The 3,899-nt window shown below is 44.2% G+C and carries 4 protein-coding genes; 3 read left to right on the top strand and 1 reads right to left on the bottom strand.

All coding sequences use genetic code 11. The features are described 5' to 3' along the window. The first annotated feature begins 499 nt into the window (after nucleotides 1-499). Genes AB4185_RS16930 through AB4185_RS16920 form a run of 3 tightly spaced genes read left to right on the top strand, consistent with a single transcriptional unit; the run spans nucleotide 500 to nucleotide 3,222 of the window. Nucleotides 500-721 (top strand): FeoA family protein, encoded by a 222-nt coding sequence (locus AB4185_RS16930; RefSeq protein ID WP_004734203.1) that lies wholly within the window; start codon nucleotides 500-502, stop codon nucleotides 719-721. Further along, a complete protein-coding gene (gene feoB / locus AB4185_RS16925; protein ID WP_372135689.1) occupies nucleotides 722-2,995 on the top strand; it encodes a Fe(2+) transporter permease subunit FeoB in 2,274 nt (757 codons plus the stop codon). Beyond that, a complete protein-coding gene (locus AB4185_RS16920; RefSeq protein WP_017061938.1) occupies nucleotides 2,992-3,222 on the top strand; it encodes a FeoC-like transcriptional regulator in 231 nt (76 codons plus the stop codon). Before feoB ends, AB4185_RS16920 begins: the two co-directional genes overlap by 4 nt. 132 nt (nucleotides 3,223-3,354) lie before the next feature. On the opposite strand, the gene AB4185_RS16915 is transcribed toward AB4185_RS16920, so the two are convergent. Then, nucleotides 3,355-3,783: an HIT domain-containing protein gene (locus AB4185_RS16915; RefSeq protein ID WP_017061937.1), complete on the bottom strand. Its 429-nt coding sequence runs from the start codon at nucleotides 3,781-3,783 to the stop codon at nucleotides 3,355-3,357. Nucleotides 3,784-3,899 lie beyond the last annotated feature (116 nt).

The following is a 3,899-nucleotide window of genomic DNA, read 5'->3' as shown; positions in this document are numbered from 1 at the left end:
GAGATACGAGATACGAGATAAATGGGGAGTTTAAAAAGGTTGTTGGGATAAAACAAAGGGAAGAAAAAAAATATCGTGGCATAGCCGGGGGGACTATACCACGGGTGCCAACGACACCTTCGCTTGCTGCCGGAGTGATATAGCAAAGCCATATCACCTCTGGAATAAAATTAAAGAGAAGTAGTTTCTCTTCGATGGAGTAACTATACGTCCAGCTACTTATTTTACTTATAAAATTAACGACAGATACCTATGAGAAAACCGACATTGTCTCAAGTGATTGATAATTAATGATTTGCTTTTGTTTGGGAGGGTTTGTACTAGTGAGGTAGTTCTCGCTAGTTGTTGAAAGTAACGTTTTTGACGTAAACGTTTTTAACGAAACTTACGAGTATGTATTTTCGAAAACATTGATTTCACACAATAGAATTGTGGGCATGTATGTGTATCATGGCGTTAATAACAATCTTTCTCATTATCAGTCACGAATTGGGTACTTATGAAACTCTCACAACTAGAGCAAGGAAAGGCGGCTTCTATTGTTGCACTAACAGGTTTAACACCAGACGTAAGGAAGAAACTTATGGTCATGGGTATGTTGCCAAAAACCGAGGTGACGCTTATCCGCCGTGCACCTATGGGTGATCCGCTTCAAGTTGAAGTGAGAGGTGTTTCTATCGCCATTCGTGAAAGCATTGCAGAACAAATCGAGGTTATCTAAATGGATTATCAAGTTCTTACCGTTGGTAACCCGAATAGTGGTAAAACAACACTGTTCAACGCACTGACTGGTGCTAAGCAGCACGTTGGTAACTGGGTTGGTGTCACTGTTGAAAAGAAGACGGGTTTATACTCGCACGCTGGTGATCAGTTTCAACTAACGGATTTACCGGGTATCTACGCACTAGACAGTGGTAATGATGCGAACAGCATCGATGAGTCTATCGCGTCTCGCGCTGTTTTAACTCACCCAGCAGATGTGATCATCAATGTTGTCGACGCTAGCTGTCTAGAACGAAGCTTATATATGACATTACAGCTGCGTGAGTTGGGTCGCCCAATGATCGTTGTGTTGAACAAAATGGATGTATTAAAGCGCGAACGTCAGGTGATTAACCTTAAAGCACTAGAGAAAGAGCTAGGTTGCCCAGTTCTAAGCTTGTCTGCAAACGATAAAGGTCAAGTGGTTCGCTTTAAAGAGCGTCTGCATAAACTGCTTGTTCAAGGTGTGAGCCTTGACCCTATCTCTATTGATTACGATGCCGCGTTAGAAGCTCTTATCCCTTCTGTTGAGTCACAATTTGATGATGCTGACGTATCTCACCGAGCGCTAGCGATTCGTGCTTTAGAAAATGATTACTTGGTATTGAATGGTTTAGCCCCACAAACTCGCACTCAAATTGATAGCGTGCGTCTTGGTGCCGATTTCGATATTGACCTTGCTGTTGCTGACGCTAAATACACTTTCTTACATGACCTTTGTAAACGTGTTCGTCGCAGCGAAGGCAAACTAAGCCGTAACTTTACAGAGAAAGCAGACCAATTCATTTTGAACAAATGGGTCGGTATTCCTTTCTTCTTCGTTATCATGTACCTAATGTTCATGTTCTCTATCAATATCGGTAGTGCGTTTATCGACTTCTTCGATATTGGTGTTGGAGCAATATTAGTTGATGGTGGACACCACTTATTAGATGGCCATTTACCAGTTTGGTTAGTCACTGTACTTGCTGATGGTATTGGCGGCGGTATCCAAACGGTTGCGACCTTTATTCCTGTTATCGCAGCGCTTTACCTATTCTTAGCGGTACTAGAAAGCTCAGGCTACATGGCTCGTGCTGCATTTGTACTTGATAAAGTGATGCAGAAGATTGGTTTACCGGGTAAAGCATTTGTCCCACTTGTACTGGGCTTTGGTTGTAACGTGCCTTCAATCATGGCGACTCGTACTCTTGACCAAGAGCGCGAACGTAAACTAGCAGCATCAATGGCGCCGTTTATGTCATGTGGTGCTCGTTTACCGGTATACGCACTGTTCGCGGCGGCGTTCTTCCCAGGTGCAGGACAAAACGTAGTATTCGCTCTGTACATCATGGGTATCGTTGCTTCTGTATTTACGGGTTTGTTCCTGAAAAACACGATCTACCCAGGTAGCAGTGATAGCTTAGTGATGGAAATGCCAGATTACGAATTGCCGACAGTGCAAAACGTAATGTTGAAAACTTGGCAGAAGCTGAAGCGTTTCGTACTTGGTGCAGGTAAAACAATCGTGATGGTTGTGGCTATTCTTAGCTTCCTAAACTCTCTAGGTATGGACGGCAGCTTTGGTAACGAAGATAGCGAAAACTCAGTACTGTCTAGAGCAGCTCAAGTTGTAACACCTGTATTCCAACCAATTGGTATTACTGAAGAGAACTGGCCTGCAACGGTTGGTATCATCACAGGTATTTTCGCTAAAGAAGCCGTTGTTGGTACATTAAATAGCCTATATACAACGCCTTCTGATGAAGAAGCAGCTGAGTTTGACTTAGCAGCAAGCCTGCAAGAAGCGGCAATGACGATCCCTGAAAACCTAGCCGGATTGAGCTACTCAGATCCATTAGGTATTGAAGTTGGCGACTTGTCTGACTCTAATTCTGTAGCAGCTGACCAAGAAGTCGATACCTCTATCTTTGGTAACTTGAAAGACAAGTTTGTATCTGGTCATGCGGCATTCGCTTACTTGATTCTTATCCTGCTTTACACGCCTTGTGTGGCCGCGATGGGTGCTTATGTTCGTGAATTTGGTCAGACGTTTGCACGCTTCATCGCGGTTTGGACGATGGCTCTTGGTTACTTTGGTGCGACTTTCTACTACCAAGCGGCAAACTTTGCTGCGCATCCTGTGACAAGTGCAGTATGGATGGTGGCGATTGCTGGTGGTTTTGTGGTGACGTATCGCGTCTTCAAGAAAGTGGGCAGTAAGCAGAAAGCACTAGAGGTGCAAGTAGTATGATTTTAACTGAACTTCATCAATACATTGATAGCCACGGCGTTGCGGCTCGTAAAGAGCTCGCTGCAAAGTTTGGCATGAGTGAAGATGGCGTCGATGCGATGCTGAGTGTTTGGGTCAAGAAAGGGAAAGTTTCTCGCTTGGTCGATACGAATAAGCATGGTCATACAACGCGTATTCGCTACACCATCAGCAAACAAGATGGTTTGTCGCTTAACGTGATGATGTAGTTCGGTCTTCAGACTCTCGTTGAAAAAGGCGAGATTAGAAAATGACAAAGCCGCTTATCTAAGATGAGCGGCTTTTTGTTATGTGTCTTTTCTGAAGTGTTTTGCTTTAAAGCTCAATGAGATGAACTCGAATTATGCTTTCTTGAAGATAGAGCTCAGTGACAGAACGTTTTGGATACGAGTCAGGATAGCGGCTTGATCTTCTTCACTGCGCTGTTCGCCTTTTGTATTACCCCATACTGGGCCGGGCCAAGCAATGTCGTCTTTGAAGCGTGCAATATGGTGGATGTGCAGTTGTGGCACCATATTACCCAGCGCACCAAGGTTCAATTTGTCTGGTTGGAACGTTGCTTCTAATGCTTGGCTTACCGCCTGAGATTCATGTAGGAACTGCTGTTGCTCTTTCATTGGTAAGTGGTGCAACTCTTTTAGGTTGGCACGTTTTGGTACCAAGATAACCCAAGGCACTGCGTTATCTTTGTGTAGCAGGGCTAAGCTCAGTGGAAATTCGCCGATAAGTGTGGTGTCTTTCGCAAGTTGCGGGTGAAGTTCGAAGCTCATGATCTTTCCAATTAATTGTTTTACATGAGTATAAGGTCGGAGTTTGAATGTGGCTAGGGCTTACGTTCTCAATAAGCAGATTCCCTATCACGTTCGTCCCTCACTGTAGGGAATGA

The sequence above is a fragment of the Vibrio sp. 10N.286.48.F5 genome (assembly GCF_041469785.1).
Classification (GTDB): domain Bacteria; phylum Pseudomonadota; class Gammaproteobacteria; order Enterobacterales; family Vibrionaceae; genus Vibrio; species Vibrio crassostreae_C.
The sequence above is the reverse complement of the archived record's forward strand: the minus strand, read 5'-3'. Positions and strand labels throughout refer to the sequence as shown.

What these genes read in the sequence shown, in the direction of transcription:
- AB4185_RS16930 (WP_004734203.1), top strand. Translation starts at nt 500, where the DNA reads ATGAAACTCTCACAACTAGAGCAAGGAAAGGCGGCTTCTATTGTTGCA.
- feoB (WP_372135689.1), top strand. Translation starts at nt 722, where the DNA reads ATGGATTATCAAGTTCTTACCGTTGGTAACCCGAATAGTGGTAAAACA.
- AB4185_RS16920 (WP_017061938.1), top strand. Translation starts at nt 2,992, where the DNA reads ATGATTTTAACTGAACTTCATCAATACATTGATAGCCACGGCGTTGCG.
- AB4185_RS16915 (WP_017061937.1), bottom strand. Translation starts at nt 3,783, where the DNA reads ATGAGCTTCGAACTTCACCCGCAACTTGCGAAAGACACCACACTTATC.